The sequence below is a fragment of the Methanospirillum hungatei genome, assembly GCF_019263745.1.
GTDB lineage: Archaea > Halobacteriota > Methanomicrobia > Methanomicrobiales > Methanospirillaceae > Methanospirillum > Methanospirillum purgamenti.
This window is the reverse complement of the sequence record NZ_CP077107.1, coordinates 1,026,345-1,043,653: the sequence shown is the minus strand read 5'-3', so window position 1 is coordinate 1,043,653 and position 17,309 is coordinate 1,026,345. Positions and strand designations below refer to the sequence as shown.

Below are 17,309 nucleotides of genomic sequence, written 5' to 3'. Positions count from 1 at the left end.
CAACGTTATATTCCAAGTTTTTTTCGGTTTGTCATAATATGAGCAAGCATGGCATCTGCTGCCTGTACTGCATCCTGCTCCACATGGAGAATTCCTCCGGTCACTCCCGGGAGATCTTCAGTCAGTAATTTTACCAGTGATGGTGCTCCGGTAACAAATGGCACTGGATTTACATACGTATACAGACCAAATGCCAGGGCAAATATAGCATCAATGGTTGCTTTTTGTTCCATATATTCAGGAGCCGCTGCGACTACAGGCAGATCAGGAATCGGAACACCACCAAGTGCTGCCGATACTGCGGCAACCAGGTCTGCACATCTTCCGGTATCTGTACAGGTTCCAAATGCCAGGACCGGGGGCACTTTCAGTGCCTGACATACTACTTTCAGACCTGGACCTGCGAGTTCTGCTGCTTTTGGATCACATAGACCAGATACCTCCATAGCAGCACTGCCACATCCCATAGCGAGGATTAGGATGTCCCGTTTGATAAGTTCTTTTGCGATTGCAACGCTGTGAACGTCCTGTCCGTTATCACGAAGAGATGTACAGCTCACAAGTCCGGCGATCCCCTTAATGGAGCCGTTTTTAATTGCATCAAGCAGGGGATCGAGTGTTCCACCAAGAGCTCCGAGAATACTCTCCGGAGAAAAGCCGACAATTGCCTCCTGAACTGGCAGACCGGTTAATGGTTTTACCTGGCTCTTCCGTTTTGGGAAGTTTTCAATTCCCATATCAAGGATTTTTTCTGCCTGAATTTTTACATCCTCAGGGATATAATTCAGCCGCTCATCAATCCCTTCGAAGGCAACCAGATCACTCACCGGAAGTAGTTTAAACTGGTATTTTTGTGCATACATCGGATCAATCGGCATGGAGCAGTTCATATCTGCTACAAAGACATCGACCGCACCGGTTGCAAATACCGCTTCCTGCATGATCCAGTTACCGGTATACCCATAAAAGACATCATCCATCTCCCACCGTTGGATCATCTCCTGTCCGGTTTCAATGTTTGCAATGATGTGAATTCCTTTTGCACCTGCTTTCCGTGCTTTCTCCTGCCATTCAGGTTTTCGTGCAATTTCAACAAGGGCAAATCCCATAAAGGGTTCATGACCATTTGGCAGGATATTCACATAATCAGGATCCAGCACCCCAAGATCGGTCCGGAACACATGTGGCCTGGGAATTCCGAATAGTACATCCTGTAGGTATTCGAGGACTATCTGGGTCTGATATGCCATGGCGATTGACATTCTCATCGCTTTTTTCGCAAGACTGACATAATATCCGTCTACATTGGTAAGCGATGACGAGGTCGCCATCATCATTTCTGAATATATCCCTCCGGGGAAAATATCCAATGATTTCCAGACTTTTTGTCTCTCTTCCGGAGCTAATGCTTTTACGATCGCAGATTCTTCATATCCGGGAAGATGCCATTGTTTTTCAAGAAAATCACATAACCTGAATACAAGGTCCTGTTCTGATCCTGAAGTATCCACCTTCAGACGTTCTGCAAACCCTTTCAGTTTTCCAGGTTCTTTGATAGAATATGGCGTCTTTCCTTCAGCCGTTTTTCGAAGCGTCCTGATTGTTGCTGCTGCATGATACTGGTAGGTCGATGCCCCCATGACATTTCGAAGGAGCATCATCCGCATTGCCATCCCATCGGCGGTAATACCGCAGACACCCCGTTTATCTTTTGATGCATCAGCCCTGCAGGGACCATTTGAGCAGAAGTCACATCTGACTCCCCCCATGCAGAAGGCACATCGTTTATCAGGGTCGCCCAGACCTTGTGCCTCAAACCGGTCCCAGATGTTCGTAAGTCCATCTTCCTTGATCCGCTTGTAGGCGGTTTTCACTGAGGTGTGGTAGGAAATGCGGTTGTCCTCCATTGTTCTCCTCCGGAGAGTGATCTCATCGCCAGAATATAAAGAGATGAGGGTATCCAAAAAGAAACGATGATCTGATGATGAGTTCTGGTGTCAGAATATGCTATAATTCGTGTTGACAAATCAGGTTGATCGAATAACGGGTGTAAACGCATTCATGATCCATCAATGAACACGTAAAAACAGATTGGTTCGGGAATTATCTCATCGATGGACATAAAATATTCAGAATCAGATGAATATAAAATGATTCTATGACGACTATATTCCCCTTTTCTTCGGAACACATTCATATGCAACCTCTTTCACATGACACGTACCGGGAGGCTGCAAGACTCTACTCTCATGTTTTTATCTCTGATGAACCGACCACCCATCGCCATGCCCCAAATCCCACACAATTTCTTCCCTATGCTGAGTATTATGTGAGATCATTAATCTCTAAAAATTTGAGTTTTGTAAGCCTTGATACCAGGACTGGTGAGGTTATAGGATTTATTTTCTGTCTGGATTTGACAGATGATATCAGGAATGAAGGTGAAGAGATGGTGCGGTTTTTATCATCTTTTCAGGATACTGTTTTGTTAATTGATGAGCTTGAGAGGAGATTTTTAACCGTCTCTGAAATTAGGAAAGGTTCTGTATTGCATGTATTTCAGATAGGAACTGACCGGCGGTACCGGAGATGCGGAATTGCACGGGCATGCATTGAAAAAATCATGGCTCATGGTGCAGGTTTAGGATATTCATATGTAATTGCGGACTGTACGAGTGATGCTTCAACCCAGGCGTTTGGATCATGTGGATTTCACATGGCTGGAACAATACCCTATGACTCATTCAAACCAAACGGATCATCATTTTTTTCAGGTATGGATGGGGAGATTTCCCTGATGATCCGGGATATCACAAAGTGATGGAGCGATACTATTGAGTACCATCAGGTTCGTAATTATATACTAAGGGATGCCAATTAAACCGGATGACTTTTGTCAGGTCTTTATTGTTCAATCAAAAGTCCTATCACTTCTGATCTTTATTTTAATCGGTGTTCTTCTTGAATATGTCGTCCATTATTCACTCAAAATTCCATACGTTTATACGCATATTTTTTATCTGCTCATACTCCTTGCAGCGATCTGGTACAAGCGTGATGCCGTTTATCTTGCCCTGTTTTTTGGTCTTCTCCATATTGTGGTGTATTATTTTAATTCAGGGCATCTTGCCTATGAACCAGTTTTCCGTGCACTCATGCTTTGTATGATTGCGTATATTGCCGGATCCATTGTTGCATGTATGACTCATTTCAGAGATGAAGTGGCAATACAGAACGGAGAGCTTGAGAGGACAAAAGAAGCATTTAAGACTGCCAATAAAAAACTCAACCTGCTTTCAAGTATTACTCGTCACGATATTCTCAATCAGTTAACCCCGCTCCTTGGATATATGGATTTATCTGAAGAATTAACACATGATCCTGCACATCTTGAGATAATTCACAAAGAACAAAGGATCATGAACACCATTCAGAAACAGATTGAGTTTACGAGGAATTACGAGGATATCGGGGTGAAAGAACCGGTCTGGTACAATATTAAAGGATACTTTCATGAGCTTACACCTTCCTATCCGAATCATTCGATAATAATTTCAGAGTCAGTATCTTCCCTTGAGATATTTGCAGATCCTCTCTTTCCACTCATTTTTCCAAATCTGATAGATAATTCAATCCGTCACGGAGAGAAGGTCACGAGTATTACGCTGTCCTCTTATGAGGAGGGTGATTCGCTTATCCTGGTATATGAAGATAATGGAAATGGAATTCCCATTGATGAAAAAGAAAAAATTTTCGAGCGGGGATATGGAAAAAATACTGGTATGGGTCTCTTTTTAAGTCGGGAGATCCTGGCAATTACTGGTCTCTCAATGAGAGAGTCCGGTCAGTTTGGTCAGGGAGCACGGTTTGAAATATTTGTTCCCAACGGGGCATACCGGTTTATTGATTAATACCTGTAATTTTTAGATTTATCTTCATCTGGATAATTTTTCTTCATCAAAAGGTTAATCTTATTCTTCATCATATTCCCCTTTTACGATGATACGAAAGATGGTATTGGGGATTTTGGTTATCCTGTTTCTGAGCGGGTGCATAATTCCGGTCATGGGACAGACGAGTTCTCCTTCAGAAAAAACCGTTGTTATCGGAGCAATGCCCTTTAATGAGCAGTATATCCTTGCAGAAATGTTTGGTAAGCTCCTGGAAAAAAACGGGTATACGTATGAGATAAACTCAGGTTTAAATAATGTCATGCTATATCAGGGAGTCAAAAACGGACAGATAGATCTGTATGTTGACTATACCAGTGCAATTCCGACATATTTTGAAGAAGCGCCAGCATTTGAAAGTCTTGATCCTGATGTGGTGACCACTGCAGTGAAAAAGATGGTAACCGAAGATGATGTTGTATGGGGTGGAAAAGTCGGATTTCGAAATGATTACCAGATGGCAGTATCTGAAGAATTTGCATCTGAATATCCGGTAGGAACAATAAGTGATCTGGCACCTTACACATCAGAGATGGTGTTAGGTTCTGATCTTGTTTTCCATCTGGATGAACTCTATGGGCTTCCTAATCTTGAAAAAGTCTATGGATACTCTTTTCAGGATGTCGTGCCAATGGAACCCACTCTTCTGTATCAGGCGGTTGATATGGGGCAGGTTGATATCATTCCGGCAAGTTCTACTGATGCACGAATAGATCTCTTCAATCTTACGACACTTTCAGATGATAAGGCTGCCCTTGCCCCATATGACAGTATTCTGCTTGTTACATCTGGACGAGGTACTGACCCTGTCTTTATGTCCACACTTGAGCAGGTTATGGGACTGATTGATACTGAAACAATGCGTTCACTAAACCGCAAATTTGATGTGGATAAAATGGACACCGGAGCGATAGCAGAGGAATTCCTGATAAGTCAGGGACTACTCTGATTTTTTATGTTGCAAAGACCAGAAAAGTCATCAGTTCCCTGGGAATACATCACCACTATAAAACTCGATTCTGTGAGTAAATCCTATAATGGAGTCCCAGCTGTCCAGGATATCTCACTTACTATCCAGGGCGGAGAACTTCTTGTTCTTATGGGAGGGAGTGGGTCAGGAAAAACAACAACTATCCGAATGATAAACCGGCTCATCGAACCAGATAATGGTGTTATATACATCAATGATATTCCGGTTTCTTCTCTTCATCCCCTCTCATTGCGCCGGTCAATCGGATATGTAATACAACAAATTGGTCTCCTCCCTCATCTATCGGTATCCGCTAATATCGGACTGCCTTTACGTATTTCTGGAGCACAAGAGGATGAGATATCACAGAAAATTAAAAATTTGCTCTCCCTGGTCAGGTTGGATCCTGAAATGTTTCAGAACAGAAAGCCTGCAGAACTCTCCGGGGGTGAACAACAGCGGGTCGGCCTGGCACGGGCACTTGCTACAAACCCACCACTCCTTCTCATGGATGAGCCATTCGGAGCACTTGACCCGCTCCTGAGACGAAAACTACAAAAAGAGTTTCTTGAAATTAAAAAAAATCTTGGAATTACCATTATTTTTGTTACTCATGATATCCATGAGGCATTTCTTCTCGGTGATCGAATAGCCCTCTTCCATGAGGGACGGCTCCATACGGTGGGAACACCACAGGATCTCATCGGATCTGCCCGTTCTGATCCGGTTCTTTCTTATTTTATTGGAGATGACCATCTCTCGTATAGAACCAGCCTTCCTGCAATTTCTTTTGCACTCCGCTCTGGATCATTCATACTGTTCCCCCTGGCAGAATACTCACAAATAAACCAGTCTGATTATGGAACGAAGGTTATCCTGTACAAAGGTGAAGAGGGCATTTATCATGCATCCACTCCTGGATCAATGCATACTCTTTCTCCGGTTTCATTGGTAGATGAGGATGCAACGGTTCAGGATGTCGTTACAGCATACACGAATGCCAGATCACACGTTGCAGTCATGCATACTTCGGTAAACTCACAGGAAATGAGTGATTCTCAAATCAGGATAATTCTCCTGGATGATATCCTGCAGTTCCTTTTTGGTTCACCTGAATGATACAAAACATGTTTTCTATGGTCAGTTCTGTCTGGACTCAGTTCAATCTTACTGGTCTTACTCTCATTCATCTCAGTCTCTTTGGAACTGCTCTTATCCTTATTCTAGTAATCGGACTGCCTCTTGGTATCATTGCTGCCCTATCCCCCCGGTTTTCGATTATCATCCAGATACTCAATATCATTGAGATGATCCCTGACATCGCCCTTCTGCTCCTTTTGATACCTCTCACCGGTATTGGTGCAACGCCAACCATTGCAGCAGCAGTGCTTTACTCTCTCCTCCCCATTGTCCGCAATACGATGACAGGTCTTACCATCATAAGGCCTGAACTCCTGGAGGTGGGAAGCTCACTTGGGATGACGAGTATTGAGATTTTACGACATATCCGGCTTCCACTCAGCCTCCCTCTTATTGCCGGGGGTGTTCGGACAGCGGTTGTATACAGTATGGGTATAGTAACGCTAGGCGGTATAATTGGAGCCAGGGGACTTGGTGCAGCTTTACAGGCCGGGATAACCCGGAATAATATGACGCTAATTTTGGTTACTGGTTTATGGATTGGACTATTGGCAGTTTTTATGGATGCATGTGCCGGACTTTGTGAACGATTCCTGACTAACCGATATGGAGACCAGTCATGATACCGCTGGAGCTTGCAATCTGGCAGCATCTTGTCCTGGTATACTCCGGATTTTTTATTTCTGCCGGAATTGGAATAATCGGAGGTGTTCTCACCGTCAGATGGCATATCCTGAAAACTCTTCTCCTTTCAGGCTCCAGCCTGCTCCAATCCATACCAGCCTTCACCATCGTTGCTCTTGTCGTACCATTTCTTGGAATAGGGTTTGTCCCGGCAGTTGTCGTGGTAATAGTAACCACACTTCTTCCAGTTCTTCGAAATACCAGTATTGGTCTCTCTACTATCAGTCCGGTCTATATTGATGCATCAGAGGGTATGGGTTTTACATTTTTCCAGACGATGAGATATACCCGGTTTCCTCTTGCGATTCGACCAATATTTGCAGGATTGCGTCTTTCGTCAATTGTTGCAAATTCTGTAGCCATTGTGACGGTGTTCATCGGAAGCGGAGGGCTTGGAGCTGTTGTTCTTGAAGGACTGGTCAGATATCATACTACAAGCATTCTTATCGGAATTATCCCTGCCATGATTATTGCACTCGGGGCAGACATTCTTCTAAGCAAGGCTGAAGAACGTCTTGCACCAAAGATCTGATTATCCCTTTTCATAATCTAAAAAAAGATAATCATGAAAAATATCCAAAAAGGGATAAAATATGGTGTGGATTTGAAAAAAAGAGTTAGGTGCTAAATCTGCCCATGGATTGTGATATCCGATCTACAGAAGCGGTTGCATCAGTAATCACCCGGGTGATCTGGTCAAGAGCTGCAGATGCTTCTTCTGTTGCAGCGGATGAATCAACTGCTTCCTTTGCCGCCTGTTCGATGAGACTGCCCAGTTCATGAACACTTGCACTAATCTCCTCAACAGAGGCAGCCTGTTCCTGACTTGCTCCGGCAACTTCACCAACCCGGATAGAAACATTGGCAATTGCTTCTGCAATCTTGTTAAAGACTGAAAGCGTCTCTCTGACTGCAGTATTCCCTTCTTCAACATCATTCAGGGAATTCTTCATGGATTCTGTAACTGCCTTGGATTTTTTCTGCAGGTCTGTGATTAAATTGGCAATCTTTTCAGCAGATTGTTGTGATTCAAGAGCCAGGGCTTTTACTTCGTCAGCAACCACTGCAAAGCCAAGTCCGGCATCTCCTGCACGGGCAGCTTCAATGGCAGCGTTTAAGGCAAGGAGGTTTGTCTGGTCGGCAATAGAACTTATAACATTCACAATGGTTCCGATATCCTCCATCTGTTTGCCTATCTCTCCTATTACCTGATCGGTCTCATTAAAGGAGGTTGAAATCTTCTGCATCCCCTTATCGGTTCTCTGAACCAGTGAAGAACCCTGTTTGGAAAGATCGTCTGTCTCCTGGGTAAGGTTTGCGACTTCATTTGCCTGCCCTGCAACAGCTGCAACCGTAACGGAAAGGTCATTCATCGCCTGTAATACCTGACCGACTCCTGCTCCGCTCTTTTCTGACAGATCACTGACCACCCCGGCATTGTGTGCAAGGTTCTGGGCTCCGGCAGTCACTTCTTCAACACTGGCACTGGTCTCCTCCATACCAGCGAGAAGAGAGTCAACTTCCTTTTTCACCTGTCCAACTGCAAGACCTGTTTCTACTCCTATTTTATTGAGCGAATCCCGGAATGGTATGAAATCTCCCTTCACTACAACCTTCGGACTAAATCGTGCAGAAAAGTCTCCAAGAGCATACGCTCCGGCAAGATTCATAGCCTCATTCACAGGACCGATGATATTTTCAAGAGTTGCATTGATTCCTGCGATGATTTCCCTGTACCCGCCCTTGAACTTTTCAGCATTTCCACGAATATTGAGATCTCCCTCCGCTGCTGCATCGGCAAGGACTTTTGTCTCTTCAATGAGGTCATTGAGGGTATCAACCGTTTCTTTGAGGGCCGGTCCAATCTCATCTCTATCATCCATAATGGGTACAGATGCTACTTTTTCTCCTGCAGCAATCTTTTTCATGATGCCGATGACCTCATGCTGCAGGTTATTTGCAAATGTATCCATTGTTCCGGCAAGGATTCCGATTTCATCTTTCCGGTGCATAGAAAGTCGTGTACCAAGGTGACCATGAGTCATCTCATCTAACATCTCCACGGTTTTACCAAGAGGCCCAGTGATGCTTTTCGTAAGAGCATATGCAAACCCGATTCCTATAATGGCACCAATGAGAGTGACAATGATCATGGTGGTCTTGGCAGCATTCGCGTTATTATCGTTGTCAGTTTTTATCTGCTCAGCTACCTTCATGTTCGTTTCCATGAGGGTTGAGAGAGCAGTTATGCATTGTGTCCGGTAATTTGCCAGAGGTGTTCCGGCAGCAAGATGGGCAATTCCTTCTTCAACTTTGTTTTGTTTAATGAGATCAATGAGTATTTCAGATTCTGATTTATATCCTACAAATGCGGTTTTAAATGATTCTAAAACCTTTCTCTCTTCAGGATCCAGGTTTAATTTATCAATGCTCTCAATTTTTTCATCTATTCCCATTAAAACGGCTTCAGCAGATGCAAGACTTACATCTCTCTCTGTAGGGACCAGCATTGCTTTATACACATCCCCTCTAAATTGTGTAAATGCTTCAACCACAGTTCCCATTTGTTGAATGGGTATCAACCTGTCATTATACATCCCCTCACTTTTCACCGCCAGATCACTAATGAATACAAACCCGGTTCCGGCGATTATGAGCATAATTATGATAGTAAGGAGAAACCCACCAATCAATTTTTTACCTATTTTTACATTTTCCAGCATAATCCTCACCTGATGTTGTTCACTTGAGCACACTTGTTTATATAACATATGGTGGCCTAAATGAGCGATTATTGGGCGATAAAAAAATTGGACGATATAAGGAAGTGCTTTAATAATTGAGAGATAGATGGTGAGTTATGGTCCCGGATTCATCATCCCATTGCAGGAAGGGAATCTCCTGGCAGTCCCTTTCTGAACCGGTGGTACGAGAAAAACTTGCTACCGGCCCAAATGGCCTGAGTTCCAAGGAAGCTGTAACACGAATTCAGGAGTTTGGAAAGAATGAACTGCCTGAAGCAAAGAAGGTCTCTGTATTTACAATATTTTTGAGTCAATTCAAGAGCCCGCTTATCTATGTCTTAATAGCTGCTGCTCTCTTATCCTGGTTTTTGGATCACCTGACCGATACTGCATTTATTACGGTTGTAATTCTTATTAATGCAATTATCGGGACGATACAGGAATGGAAAGCAGAACAGAGTGCAAAAGCTCTCCAGCAGCTCTTCCGGATTACTGCAGTAGTTACTCGTGACGGCCAGGAAGTTAGGATTCCAGCCGAAGAACTCGTCCCCGGAGATTATGTCTTTCTTGAGGCCGGGACAAGGGTACCAGCCGACCTTCGAATAACACAGGTTGCAGATTGTTCAATTGATGAATCTGTCCTGACCGGAGAATCGGTCCCGGTGACCAAACAGGTTACTGTGCTCCCTGAAGAAATTCCAATCAGTGATCAGGAGAACATGGCCTTTGCCGGAACGACGGTTGTCCGTGGTATCTGCCGGGGGTATATTGTTAATACCGGGATTTGTACCGAAGTAGGGAAAATTGCTGTAGCTGTTGCGGATACCACGCTGTCAAAACCACCCCTGATCATCAGAATGGAAAAATTCTCCCAGCATATTGCAGTTGCTGTTCTGATTGCAACAGCGATTCTGGGTGTAATAGCCGTTTACCAGGGTATGGGAATTATTGATGTTTTCTTCTTTGCTGTTGCTCTTGCAGTGTCAGCAATTCCCGAAGGTTTGCCGGTTGCTTTGACTGTTGTACTCTCCATCGCCGCTCATCGGATGGCAGGACGGAATGTGATTGTCAGAAAAATGACCGCTGTTGAAAGTCTGGGTTCCTGTACTCTTATTGCCAGTGATAAAACCGGAACCCTGACCATGAATGAGCAGACGGCTCATATCGTCCTGCTTCCAGAACGTGAATCCTACGAGGTTACCGGCACCGGATATACCGGAGAGGGAACAATCCAGACCACCTCCGGAGAAATATTACCTGAATCAGCACGTTCTCAGGTACAACGGCTTTGTCACATTGCAACACTCTGTAGCGAAGCCCATCTTGACAAAAATCAGAACGGATGGCATCACTCCGGTGATCCCATTGATGTGGCATTTCTCGCACTTGCTAGAAAATCAGGCCTGGATACTACTCTCATTCAAAAATCTGTTGAAAGACCGTTATTTATTCCCTTTGAAGCTGAGCGACGGTACTCGGCAGCCGGATTTATTGACTCTGAAGGGGAACGGTTTGGTATAAAGGGTGCAGCAGAAGCAGTTTTACCCTATTGTACCCGAATGCGGACACCAACAGGAGATGTGGATGTTGATCAGGTACGTTTCCTTGCAAAAGCAGAGGAACTGGCAGAAAACGGGTATCGTGTTCTTGCAGTAGCTGAAGCGGTATCTCCGGGAATTCCTAATGATCCAATAAAATCAGGCCTTCCTTCACTGGTTCTCCTCGGGTATATCGGATTTATTGATCCGGTAAGACCTGATGCACGGTCATCTGTTGAATCATGTCAAAAAGCCGGGGTTACTGTTGTAATGGTTACTGGAGATCATCCGGCTACCGCTCTTGCCATTGCAAAAACCCTTGGTATCGCCCATACCCAGGATCAGGTTCTTACTGGAATGGAGATAGATGCTCTCGGGTCTGTTGAAATTCCTAAGTTCTTCGATCTTGTCCAGAAAGCACGGGTTTTTGCCCGGGTCACACCGGTCCAGAAACTTTCCATTGTTGATGCTCTTATCAGGATGGGTCATTTTGTTGCGGTAACCGGAGACGGGGTGAATGATGCTCCTGCCCTTCGACGAGCTCATATCGGGGTTGCGATGGGTTCAGGGACAGATATTGCCAAGGATAACGCCTCGATGATCATTACCGATGACCGGTTCTCTTCCATTGTTGCTGGTATCGAAGAAGGGAGATATGCCTATGATAATATCAGAAAAGTAACCTATCTGCTTGTCTCAACCGGAGCAGCAGAGGTGATACTCTTTACCTGCTCACTCATCGCTCATCTGCCTCTGCCACTTCTTGCTGTTCAGTTGCTCTGGTTAAACCTGGTAACCAATGGAATTCAGCATGTAGGTCTAGCCTTTGAACCAGGGGAGAAGGGAGCCATGAACCGTCCGCCCCGTCCTCCATCTCAGGGGATATTTAACCGTCTGATGATCAGTCAGATCCTGGTATCATCGGTAATCATGGGAATAATTGGATTTATTGCCTGGTATTACATGATCTCAACTGGTGTAGAAGAGAATACTGCCCGAAATCTTGCAGTTCTTCTCTTTGTCCTGCTTGAAAATGTACATGTGTTTAATTGCCGGTCTGAATTTGTCTCTGCATTCCGGATGCCCTTATCGAGAAATCTCTTCCTGGTTGGTTCGGTAATTGCAGCACAGGCGATTCACCAGATTGCTATGCATATCCCCGTCTTACAGGATGTACTGGGACTCGAGCCGGTTACACTGACACAGTGGGGAGTTCTCTTTGCTGCAGCATGTATAATTGTCGTAATAATGGAGATCTTTAAGGTTGTTTGGCCCAAAGTAGCGAAAACTGAATAATATCATATTTTCTTTCTTTCAAAAATTTCGGTTTTATGTATCAGTAATTATTCTTTTTTGCCAGTATGAAAAAGAATCTAATAATCTCCTCACCAATTACATACATAGCGAAAAATCAATAAGGACGTGTTATGTCAACAATTATTGAAGTAACAGAAGATATTTCTCTTCCTTTAAAAGAATTAAAGGAAATTCTGGATATTAAACCTCATGATTCATTTAAACTAGAAATTATAAATGATTCTACCATTCAACTCAAACGGGTATCACAAGAGGATTCACTCATTGATCTCATCGATCACCCTGCTATACTAGGCCGGCCTGTTACATCGCAAGAACTCAGAAAAATCGATGATGAGATTTGGGGATAATGAATTACTTCATTGATTCGAATATTCTGATTTTCGCAAATCTTGGTGATACACCAGAATACCCTATAGTCAGGGATTTAATTCATGATTACATCCAGAAAAATCATCAGTTTTTTATTGATTCTATCATTGTATCTGAAGTTCATTATAAATTACGAAAATTACTCGGTTCTGATGAATCTGTGTTAAGAATGAATAAGATCCTTAATTCATCATATATCACTTACGTACCAATCGATTATTCAACAATAATTCGCGCAATAGATCTTTCAAATCGGTTGAATGTAATGACAAATGACGCGATTATTGGACAACATGCATTAGATACCAAATCTGATGGCATTCTAACAGATAACTTTAAAGATTTTAAAAAAATTCCTGAATTGAAGGTAATTTCGATTCGTTAAAAAATTATTTCTCTTAAATTCACATGCTTTCAAAATTACCTCTTTCTTTTGTCCTCTATGAATATTATTCGTAACCCGGGGCCGGTGTATGGTCAGTTATTGGTTGTTATCGGAGCCGCACTTATTAGTTTATCCCCGGTTTTTGTCGTTCTTTCAGGAGTAAGTGCGAGTGCATCTGCATTTTACCGGATGGCATTATCTCTTCCGCCCCTTCTTCTGCTTCTCATGTATACCAGGGGAAGGATATGGCTTGGACTCCGAAACTGTGGAATTGCTCTGCTTGCCAGTATATTCTACAGCCTTGATCTGAGCTTCTGGCACCAGAGTATTCTTCTCATCGGTCCTGGCCTTGCAACGATCCTGGGAAATTTTCAGGTATTTGTTCTGGCAGCGTTTAGTGTGCTGGTTCTTCACACCAGAGTCACACTCCGGCTGATTCTTGCGATCCCTGTCTCTATCATAGGTCTGTACCTTATCTGCGGGGTGCAATGGAGTACTGCTGCTGATGGATTTCAATTAGGAGTCCTGCTTGCCCTTACCACTGCATTCTGGTATGGTGGCTATGTATTATTACTCCGGCTATTACAGACCTCATTTGACTTGGAAGGAAAAATTGCAAATCTTTGCATGATTTCAATTCTTACAACCATCATTACCGGACTTGTGGTCATCGGATCAGGAGATAGTTTTGATGTCCCCGGAGTTGATTCATGGTTGTATCTCATCGGTTATGCCGTAATTTGTCAGGTTATTGCATGGGTGCTCATATCGGCAGGGCTTCCGTACACCGTCCCGATTAAAGTCGGATTGATATTACTTCTCCAACCTGCCGGAGCGTTCATCTGGGATATTCTCATCTTCAGGCTCCCATTTACCAGTGTTACTCTTCTCGGGGTGGTGCTTACCCTTGGAGCAATATATCTTGGTTCAACAAGCACCAGTCCGGATGAAAAATCAGTATCCGGCTAATACTGAATTCATAACCTGATTTTCTGCTTTTCTGAGGTGTTCACCGACAGTAGCTTTTGAAAGCCCGGATAGTTCAGAGAGATCGTCCAATGTAATTTTCCGGGGATTGTGATAATATCCTGCTTTTTTCGCGAGGACCAGTATTTCCTGTTGTTTCTTTGTTAATGACTGGATCAGGTCATATGGACCAAATGTCGCTTTTTCATATGCGATATCCTCTATCGGCCCAAGGATTAACTTTATTAGACGAAGCATGTATTTGAGTTCTTTTTCTTCACCAATGATACTGTACGTAATTTTATCCTTATACAGGATAGTAGGTGTTGACCAGATAACATCTCTCGCAAATAATTTACTGATATGCATAATGGAAGGAGGTGCAGTTCCTTTGAATAATAGTATAGATTCATCACCGGTTTCCTGAAATATTGCAATAATCTCTCCCCCTTTTGGAAATTCGATATCTTTTACTGAAAATCCAGGATTACATGTGATTTTTGCAATACCCAGTTTTGTCCCTTCTTTAAAATCCAATCGGATCATCCGAAGCAGCTCTATCGACTTTACTGCCTCAAAAAACCGTGCAGTATAAAATGTCCGGAATAAATCTGAAATCTGGCATGTTATGGTCATTTTTCTCATGGCATAACCCACACTCTATATATTCTCAATGCTGTTTACTCAATATAATACCCATACATGTATGGCACAAACAGGTTTTGATTATAAAGCATACTTACATGTATCCTGTCACCAATAGTTCACATGCTGCGGGATAGAACTACACATATAGAAGGACAATTATGAAAAAACATGTCTACACTCTTATCTTCATCTTGTGCATCCTGATATCCGGCGGATCAGTACAGGCAGCATATTCTCACATTGCAGTGACCGATTACCAGATAACACCATCAGTTCTTATGCCTGAAGAAAAAGGAATTGTGACCGTTACTCTGTCAAATACAAAAACCTCTGGAGATACCATCCCTGCATCGCTTGAGACTGGTACGAATGACGAGATCTCTGAATCAACAGGAGTTTTTCCTTCACCGGTCATTGACAGCGTATTCCTGAATGGGAAAAAGGATATAGATGTTTTCGCCGGGAACGGGCAGTTTGAAGGGCAGATTGGACCAGGTCAGTCTGTTCAGATCTCTTTTGTTATCAAGGCTCCGCCTGCAAATGGAATTTACTTTGCTGAACTTCTTATCAGGCTTCGCAACCAGGAGAGTATCAAATACCCGATTGCGGTAAATGTGAATACTCCGATCTCTGCCGTACGACAGCCAGCCCTCATACTCTCGCAGTCGTCATCTGGCCCGATACGCCCGGGAGAATCATTTCCTGTCAGGATATCTTTGACAAACCGCGGTGTCAGTCAGGCAAAAGACATCACCGTTCGGGTAAAAGAGACTGGAACATCCATAGCTCCACTCCAGACAAATGCATTTCATATTGAAAAACTGAAACAGGGTGAGGAGTCATCTGGAGAAATCACCTTTAACACTGATACAAATGTCAATCCTGGAATTCACAAGATCCCGATTGAGATACTCTATACAACTCCTGACAAAGGCGAAATAGGCACATCAGAGACCCTCTCTCTTGATATCAGAGGTGAAGCCGATGTATCACTCATGTCTATCGAGACAGATCCTTCCCGCATTATGAAAAATACTCCTTTTGATCTGGTAATCCGGCTTGATAATTCAGGAACTGGTGATGCAGAAGCAGTCAGGGCTTGGATCACGCTTCCATTTTTGGGAAATAAAGAGGCATTTATTGGAAGAATCGAACCTCATAACGATGCACCGGCAGTATTTATCCTGGATTCAGGGGAATCAGGTGAATATCCATATACGCTGCATGTCTCTTACAAAGATGACTGGGGTGAACATGAACGAACGGAAAATCTCACGCTCACTGTTCAAAGTCCTCCGGATAATACATCTTCAATAATCTTAGGAATCCTGCTCCTGATAGGTGGATTTCTCGGATACCGGATGTGGACACGGAGAGGGGACGTGTGAATGCTTACCGACGTAAAAATCTCATTTTTTCTCGCAACCCGGATACTGAAACGGTCAAGTAAGGCTGGAACACTCCTCACCATCTTCATCATTGCCCTGGTCTTCACCAATATGATATTCCTCTCCTCTGTGATTGGAGGATCAATCGAACTGATGAACCAGCAGACTGTGGATTACTATATCTCCAATATCATCATCAAACCAAAGGATGATAACCGGTTTATCGATAACAGTTTAGGGCTTGTATCAAAGGTGAACCGTATTCCCGGAGTATACCATGCTTCTGCCAGGTATGAAATGGGAGCCTCGCTCGTTCATAAATCAAATGAGATTGCTCTTCCTGTTAGTGTTTTTAATCCAGATGATGAACGGATGGTGACGAAAATCCATGAGATGATGAAAGAGGGTCAGTTCCTGACAAGAGAAGACCGGGGGCAGATCTTAATCGGGAATTATGTTGCCGGAAATAAGGATGAGAGTAAGGATTTTTTTGAGTCTTTAGGAGGGGTAAAGACCGGAGATTCTATCAAAGTCAATTATGTGAACGGGGTAAGCAGAGATTACCGGATAAAGGGAATATTTCAGACAAAATCCTATCAGACAGATTACATGGTCTTTGTCTCTTGGAATGAGATTGAAGATGTCCTTGGATATCCTCTTGACAAATCGGTTGAGATCCTGGTCAAAACTGAACCTGGAACACGTGAAGATCGTGTGAAAAAAACCATGATGTCATTCGGAATCAAAGAGGATGTTAAGACATGGAAAGAACAGGCTGGAGGTCTTTTTGATGAGTCTATTGAGAGTTTTCAGATAATCAATAATATTACTCTGTTAGTCAGTCTTATTATTGCAATTGTTGTTTTGTTCATCGTGATAATGATTAAAACCCTGCATAACCGGAGAGAGATTGGGGTTTTAAAGGCAATCGGAATTGATGAGGATATTATTATTCAAAGTTATGTGCTTCAAACACTCATTATTGGTATTATCGGAATAGTAATTGGATTTTGTATCATACAGACCCTGATTCTTTATTTTTCAGTATACCCGATAGAATTTCCTGATGGAAATGTTTCTCTTTATGTAGAGTCAGGAATTATGATTGAAAGTGCCATATTACTCCTGATTGCATCTGTAATTGCAGGTTATTTCCCTGCGATGAGGATTGCGAAGGAAGACATCCTGACGGCTATGAGGGGCTGAA

General features: G+C 43.2%; 15 protein-coding genes. 12 read left to right on the top strand and 3 right to left on the bottom strand.

Translation table 11 applies throughout. The features are described from left to right. Nucleotides 1-5 precede the first annotated feature (5 nt). Nucleotides 6-1,907 carry an anaerobic carbon-monoxide dehydrogenase catalytic subunit gene (gene cooS, locus KSK55_RS04870; protein ID WP_218608412.1) on the bottom strand — a complete coding sequence of 634 codons (1,902 nt, stop codon included), beginning with the start codon at nt 1,905-1,907 and terminating at the stop codon, nt 6-8. Nucleotides 1,908-2,197: 290 nt separating this feature from the next. Here cooS and KSK55_RS04865 point away from each other — a divergent pair, with 290 nt between their 5' ends. The 6 genes from KSK55_RS04865 to KSK55_RS04840 all read left to right on the top strand — a co-directional run bounded on the left by KSK55_RS04865 (nt 2,198) and on the right by KSK55_RS04840 (nt 7,276). Further along, nucleotides 2,198-2,821 (top strand): GNAT family N-acetyltransferase, encoded by a 624-nt coding sequence (locus tag KSK55_RS04865; RefSeq protein ID WP_218608411.1) that lies wholly within the window; start codon nt 2,198-2,200, stop codon nt 2,819-2,821. A 49-nt stretch (nt 2,822-2,870) separates the two neighbouring features. Next, nucleotides 2,871-3,911 carry a sensor histidine kinase gene (locus KSK55_RS04860; protein ID WP_218608410.1) on the top strand — a complete coding sequence of 347 codons (1,041 nt, stop codon included), beginning with the start codon at nt 2,871-2,873 and terminating at the stop codon, nt 3,909-3,911. Between the two features lie 88 nt (nt 3,912-3,999). Next, nucleotides 4,000-4,899: a glycine betaine ABC transporter substrate-binding protein gene (locus tag KSK55_RS04855; RefSeq protein WP_218608409.1), complete on the top strand. Its 900-nt coding sequence runs from the start codon at nt 4,000-4,002 to the stop codon at nt 4,897-4,899. Nucleotides 4,900-4,905: 6 nt separating this feature from the next. Next, entirely contained in the window at nt 4,906-6,039 is a 1,134-nt protein-coding gene (locus KSK55_RS04850; RefSeq protein WP_218608408.1) for an ATP-binding cassette domain-containing protein, read from the top strand. Beyond that, on the top strand, nt 6,036-6,683 hold the full coding sequence (locus KSK55_RS04845; RefSeq protein WP_218608407.1) for an ABC transporter permease: 648 nt from the start codon (nt 6,036-6,038) through the stop codon (nt 6,681-6,683). The genes KSK55_RS04850 and KSK55_RS04845 overlap by 4 nt, the downstream gene beginning before the upstream one ends. Further along, nucleotides 6,680-7,276, top strand: coding sequence for an ABC transporter permease (locus tag KSK55_RS04840; protein WP_218608406.1), 597 nt, complete (start codon nt 6,680-6,682; stop codon nt 7,274-7,276). The genes KSK55_RS04845 and KSK55_RS04840 overlap by 4 nt, the downstream gene beginning before the upstream one ends. Before the next feature lie 85 nt (nt 7,277-7,361). On the opposite strand, the gene KSK55_RS04835 is transcribed toward KSK55_RS04840, so the two are convergent. Continuing rightward, complete coding sequence (locus tag KSK55_RS04835) at nt 7,362-9,467, bottom strand: methyl-accepting chemotaxis protein (RefSeq protein ID WP_218608405.1); 2,106 nt, start codon at nt 9,465-9,467, stop codon at nt 7,362-7,364. A gap of 137 nt (nt 9,468-9,604) precedes the next feature. On the opposite strand from KSK55_RS04835, the gene KSK55_RS04830 reads away from it, so the two are divergent. The 4 genes from KSK55_RS04830 (at nt 9,605) to KSK55_RS04815 (ending at nt 14,069) form a co-directional block, all read left to right on the top strand. Continuing rightward, complete coding sequence (locus KSK55_RS04830) at nt 9,605-12,322, top strand: cation-translocating P-type ATPase (RefSeq protein ID WP_218608404.1); 2,718 nt, start codon at nt 9,605-9,607, stop codon at nt 12,320-12,322. A 131-nt stretch (nt 12,323-12,453) separates the two neighbouring features. Beyond that, nucleotides 12,454-12,693, top strand: coding sequence for a hypothetical protein (locus KSK55_RS04825; RefSeq protein WP_218608403.1), 240 nt, complete (start codon nt 12,454-12,456; stop codon nt 12,691-12,693). Continuing rightward, the gene (locus tag KSK55_RS04820; RefSeq protein ID WP_218608402.1) at nt 12,693-13,100 is read left to right on the top strand and encodes a type II toxin-antitoxin system VapC family toxin; all 408 of its coding nucleotides are present in this window, start codon (nt 12,693-12,695) and stop codon (nt 13,098-13,100) included. The genes KSK55_RS04825 and KSK55_RS04820 overlap by 1 nt, the downstream gene beginning before the upstream one ends. Before the next feature lie 57 nt (nt 13,101-13,157). Continuing rightward, a complete protein-coding gene (locus tag KSK55_RS04815; RefSeq protein ID WP_218608401.1) occupies nt 13,158-14,069 on the top strand; it encodes a DMT family transporter in 912 nt (303 codons plus the stop codon). Here the strand turns inward: KSK55_RS04815 and KSK55_RS04810 are convergent. Continuing rightward, the gene (locus tag KSK55_RS04810; protein WP_218608400.1) at nt 14,055-14,711 is read right to left on the bottom strand and encodes a helix-turn-helix domain-containing protein; all 657 of its coding nucleotides are present in this window, start codon (nt 14,709-14,711) and stop codon (nt 14,055-14,057) included. The genes KSK55_RS04815 and KSK55_RS04810 overlap by 15 nt on opposite strands. 161 nt (nt 14,712-14,872) lie before the next feature. Between KSK55_RS04810 and KSK55_RS04805 the strand changes: the two genes are divergently transcribed. Together KSK55_RS04805 and KSK55_RS04800 are read left to right on the top strand one after the other, a co-directional pair. Then, the gene (locus tag KSK55_RS04805; protein ID WP_218608399.1) at nt 14,873-16,102 is read left to right on the top strand and encodes a COG1361 S-layer family protein; all 1,230 of its coding nucleotides are present in this window, start codon (nt 14,873-14,875) and stop codon (nt 16,100-16,102) included. Next, complete coding sequence (locus KSK55_RS04800; protein WP_218608398.1) at nt 16,103-17,308, top strand: ABC transporter permease; 1,206 nt, start codon at nt 16,103-16,105, stop codon at nt 17,306-17,308. It begins immediately after the preceding gene. Nucleotide 17,309: the final 1 nt, after the last annotated feature.

What these genes read in the sequence shown, in the direction of transcription:
- KSK55_RS04845 (WP_218608407.1), top strand. Translation starts at nt 6,036, where the DNA reads ATGATACAAAACATGTTTTCTATGGTCAGTTCTGTCTGGACTCAGTTC.
- KSK55_RS04815 (WP_218608401.1), top strand. Translation starts at nt 13,158, where the DNA reads ATGAATATTATTCGTAACCCGGGGCCGGTGTATGGTCAGTTATTGGTT.
- KSK55_RS04810 (WP_218608400.1), bottom strand. Translation starts at nt 14,711, where the DNA reads ATGAGAAAAATGACCATAACATGCCAGATTTCAGATTTATTCCGGACA.
- KSK55_RS04860 (WP_218608410.1), top strand. Translation starts at nt 2,871, where the DNA reads ATGCCAATTAAACCGGATGACTTTTGTCAGGTCTTTATTGTTCAATCA.
- KSK55_RS04830 (WP_218608404.1), top strand. Translation starts at nt 9,605, where the DNA reads ATGGTCCCGGATTCATCATCCCATTGCAGGAAGGGAATCTCCTGGCAG.
- KSK55_RS04865 (WP_218608411.1), top strand. Translation starts at nt 2,198, where the DNA reads ATGCAACCTCTTTCACATGACACGTACCGGGAGGCTGCAAGACTCTAC.
- KSK55_RS04855 (WP_218608409.1), top strand. Translation starts at nt 4,000, where the DNA reads ATGATACGAAAGATGGTATTGGGGATTTTGGTTATCCTGTTTCTGAGC.
- KSK55_RS04825 (WP_218608403.1), top strand. Translation starts at nt 12,454, where the DNA reads ATGTCAACAATTATTGAAGTAACAGAAGATATTTCTCTTCCTTTAAAA.
- KSK55_RS04850 (WP_218608408.1), top strand. Translation starts at nt 4,906, where the DNA reads ATGTTGCAAAGACCAGAAAAGTCATCAGTTCCCTGGGAATACATCACC.
- KSK55_RS04800 (WP_218608398.1), top strand. Translation starts at nt 16,103, where the DNA reads ATGCTTACCGACGTAAAAATCTCATTTTTTCTCGCAACCCGGATACTG.
- KSK55_RS04840 (WP_218608406.1), top strand. Translation starts at nt 6,680, where the DNA reads ATGATACCGCTGGAGCTTGCAATCTGGCAGCATCTTGTCCTGGTATAC.
- KSK55_RS04835 (WP_218608405.1), bottom strand. Translation starts at nt 9,467, where the DNA reads ATGCTGGAAAATGTAAAAATAGGTAAAAAATTGATTGGTGGGTTTCTC.
- KSK55_RS04805 (WP_218608399.1), top strand. Translation starts at nt 14,873, where the DNA reads ATGAAAAAACATGTCTACACTCTTATCTTCATCTTGTGCATCCTGATA.
- cooS (WP_218608412.1), bottom strand. Translation starts at nt 1,907, where the DNA reads ATGGAGGACAACCGCATTTCCTACCACACCTCAGTGAAAACCGCCTAC.
- KSK55_RS04820 (WP_218608402.1), top strand. Translation starts at nt 12,693, where the DNA reads ATGAATTACTTCATTGATTCGAATATTCTGATTTTCGCAAATCTTGGT.